General features: G+C 70.7%; 3 protein-coding genes and 1 tRNA gene. 2 read left to right on the forward strand and 2 right to left on the reverse strand.

Features of this window, described 5'->3' with window-relative positions; translation table 11 throughout:
* The coding region (locus VJS38_RS10605; RefSeq protein ID WP_324088116.1) for an NUDIX hydrolase at nucleotides 1–735 on the forward strand (735 nt) is incomplete at its 5' end.
* 40 nt (nucleotides 736–775) lie between these two features.
* On the opposite strand, the gene VJS38_RS10610 is transcribed toward VJS38_RS10605, so the two are convergent.
* A tRNA-Leu gene (locus tag VJS38_RS10610) sits at nucleotides 776–860 on the reverse strand.
* A 44-nt stretch (nucleotides 861–904) separates the two neighbouring features.
* On the opposite strand from VJS38_RS10610, the gene VJS38_RS10615 reads away from it, so the two are divergent.
* Nucleotides 905–2,224: a glycosyltransferase family 87 protein gene (locus tag VJS38_RS10615; RefSeq protein ID WP_324088117.1), complete on the forward strand. Its 1,320-nt coding sequence runs from the start codon at nucleotides 905–907 to the stop codon at nucleotides 2,222–2,224.
* Nucleotides 2,225–2,229: 5 nt separating this feature from the next.
* On the opposite strand, the gene VJS38_RS10620 is transcribed toward VJS38_RS10615, so the two are convergent.
* Nucleotides 2,230–2,518 (reverse strand): cobalamin-dependent protein (locus tag VJS38_RS10620; protein WP_324088118.1); only part of this gene is annotated, 289 nt, incomplete at its 5' end.

The raw sequence follows: 2,518 nt of genomic DNA on the forward strand, positions 1-2,518 counted from the left end.
GCGGCGGTCCCGCGTCCCTCCACCACGGTGCTGCTGGTCCGCGACTCGGCGGGCGGGCTGGAAGTGCTGATGGTGACTCGCGCCGACGGGTCGCACTACGGCTCGGCGATGGTCTTCCCGGGCGGAATCCTCGACGCCGAAGACGGCGACGAGGCCTGGCTGGAGCTGGCCGATGGCGCCGACGGCCTCGACGCGGCCGAGCGGGCCCGTCGCATCGCCGGCTTGCGCGAGCTCTACGAGGAGACCGGCGTCCTGCTGCTCGAGGCGCCCCTGCGCGCGCCGCAGGCGGCGGGCGAGGGGGCTTCCTTCCTGGAGGTGGTGCGCGGCTGCGGCGGCCGGCTCGACCTTTCGGCCATGGCCCCCTTCGCCCACTGGGTGACGCCGGAGGGCACGCCCAAGCGCTTCGACACTCACTTCCGCCTCTGCTGGCGCACGACCGAGACCACCGCCGTCTCCGACGGCCGCGAGACGGTCTCGGTCGAGTGGCTCCGGCCGGCTCAGGCCCTGGCGCTGGGCGCCTCGCAAGCCCGCAAGCTGCTCTTCCCGACCAAGTGCCAGCTCGAGCTGCTCGACCAATCCAGGACCGTGGCCAAGGCGGTCGCGGCGACGCAGGCGCGCCGGATCGTCCCGGTGACGCCCGTGCTCGACCGGCGTCCCGAGGGGCTCCACATGTCGATCCCGCCGGAGAGCGGCTATCCGGTCCGCGAGTTCTTCATGACCGGCGCGCCGCAATAGCGCCTCGTTAGCAGGATGCGACGCAGACGCCGCTGCGCTGTGGTGCCCCCTCCCGGGATCGAACCGGGACGCCATACGGCTCGCGATTTTAAGTCGCGTGCGTCTACCAATTCCGCCAAGGGGGCGGCGCGTTTAGCGGGAATACATGTTTCGGTGGCGTCGTGTCTCCATGCGATCTGGAAACATCGCGCCGCTCTCGCAGATGGCCTGGCTCGACGGCGCGCGGGCCCGCGCGTGGATGCTCGTGCTGGCCGCCACGACCTGGCCGCTGGCGGGGCTGTGGATCCTGCTGTCACGCCACGGGCTCGACCTGAACGGTCGGCCGATCGGCACGGACTTCATCGAATTCTGGTGCGCCGCGCGCCTCGTCCTGAACGGCGCGGGGACCGCGGCGCCTTACGACCACCGCCTGCTGGCGGCGCTCCAAACGGCGACGTTCAGCGGCGCCGACGTGGGTTACACCCCGTTTCCCTATCCGCCGATCTTCCTATTCGTCTGCCTGCCCTTCGGCGCGCTGCCCTATACGGCCGGCCTCGCCGCCTGGCTGGCCGCGACTGGCGCGGCCTATGTCGCGGCGCTGCGGCACTGGCTGGACTCGCTGCCAAACCGCAGCCTGGTCCTGCTGGTCTATCCGGGCGTGCTGGTGAACGCGGCCTGCGGCCAGAACGGCTTTCTCACCACCGCCCTGTTCGGCGCCGGCGCCCTGCTGCTGGCGAAGCGGCCCCTCCTGGCCGGCGCCTGCCTTGGCGCGCTCGTCGTCAAGCCGCATCTTGGCGTGCTCATTCCCGTAGCCCTGGTCGCCGCCCGCGGCTGGCGGACGATCGCCGGGGCCGCCGCGACCGTCCTCGCCCTGGTGACGGTTTCGGCGCTCGCCTTCGGCCTCGAGCCCTGGCGCCAGTTCCTAGACAGCATGCCTTTCGTATCGGCGATGGTGACGCGCGGGGCGCTTGAACCTGGCAAGGTGCAGAGCGCCTTCGCCGCCGCCAAGGTGCTAGGTGCGGACAACGCCGCAGCCTTTGGGTTGCAGGCCGTCTTCAGCGTCTGCGCGGGAGTCTCGCTGTTCCTGCTGGGCCGCAGGACGGGGCTTTCGCCGGCACTCGGCGCGGCGCTGGTGAGCGCGACGCTCGTCACTTCGCCCTACCTCCTGTCCTACGACCTGATGCTCGCCGCAATTCCCATGGCCTGGTTGTTCGCCGAGGGGCGGCGCACGGGCTTCCTGCCGTGGGAAAAGGCTGCGTTGCTCGCCGGTTTCGTGCTGCCGATGGTGTGTCTGGCGCTGGTGAGCGCCCGCATTCCGATCGCCCCACTCGTCCTCGCGGGATTGTACGCTGCGGTGTTCCGCCGCGCGTGGCGGACCTCGCCCGCCGATCGGCGAGAGACAGCGCGCGGCACGCGCGTAGGGCGGGGAAGTCTCGATCAAGCTGTGGGGCGTCAATCACGCTCGAGGCTTAGCGTCAACAATTCCCCACCCCTGACGGCTTCGCGGTAGTCCCCCTACTGCGCCGCCTGTTCCTGGGCGTAGCCGAGGTTCTCGTTAAGGCGTTCCAGCACGGTGATCGCGGCGTCGGGGACCGCCGTGCCGGGGATGAAGATCGCCGCCACGCCCATGTCGGTGAGCGCCTGGAAATCCTCTGGCGGTATCACGCCGCCCACCACCACCATGATGTCCGGACGGCCGAGCTTTGCGAGCTCGGCCTTGAGCTCGGGAACCAGCGTCAGGTGGCCGGCGGCGAGCGAGCTTGCGCCCACCACGTGGACATTCTCCGCCACCGCCTCGGCGGCG

The sequence above is a fragment of the Phenylobacterium sp. genome, from assembly GCF_035276905.1.
GTDB lineage: Bacteria > Pseudomonadota > Alphaproteobacteria > Caulobacterales > Caulobacteraceae > Phenylobacterium.

Coding starts and splice junctions, on each gene's coding strand:
- VJS38_RS10615 (WP_324088117.1), top strand. CDS start 905: ATGCGATCTGGAAACATCGCGCCGCTCTCGCAGATGGCCTGGCTCGAC.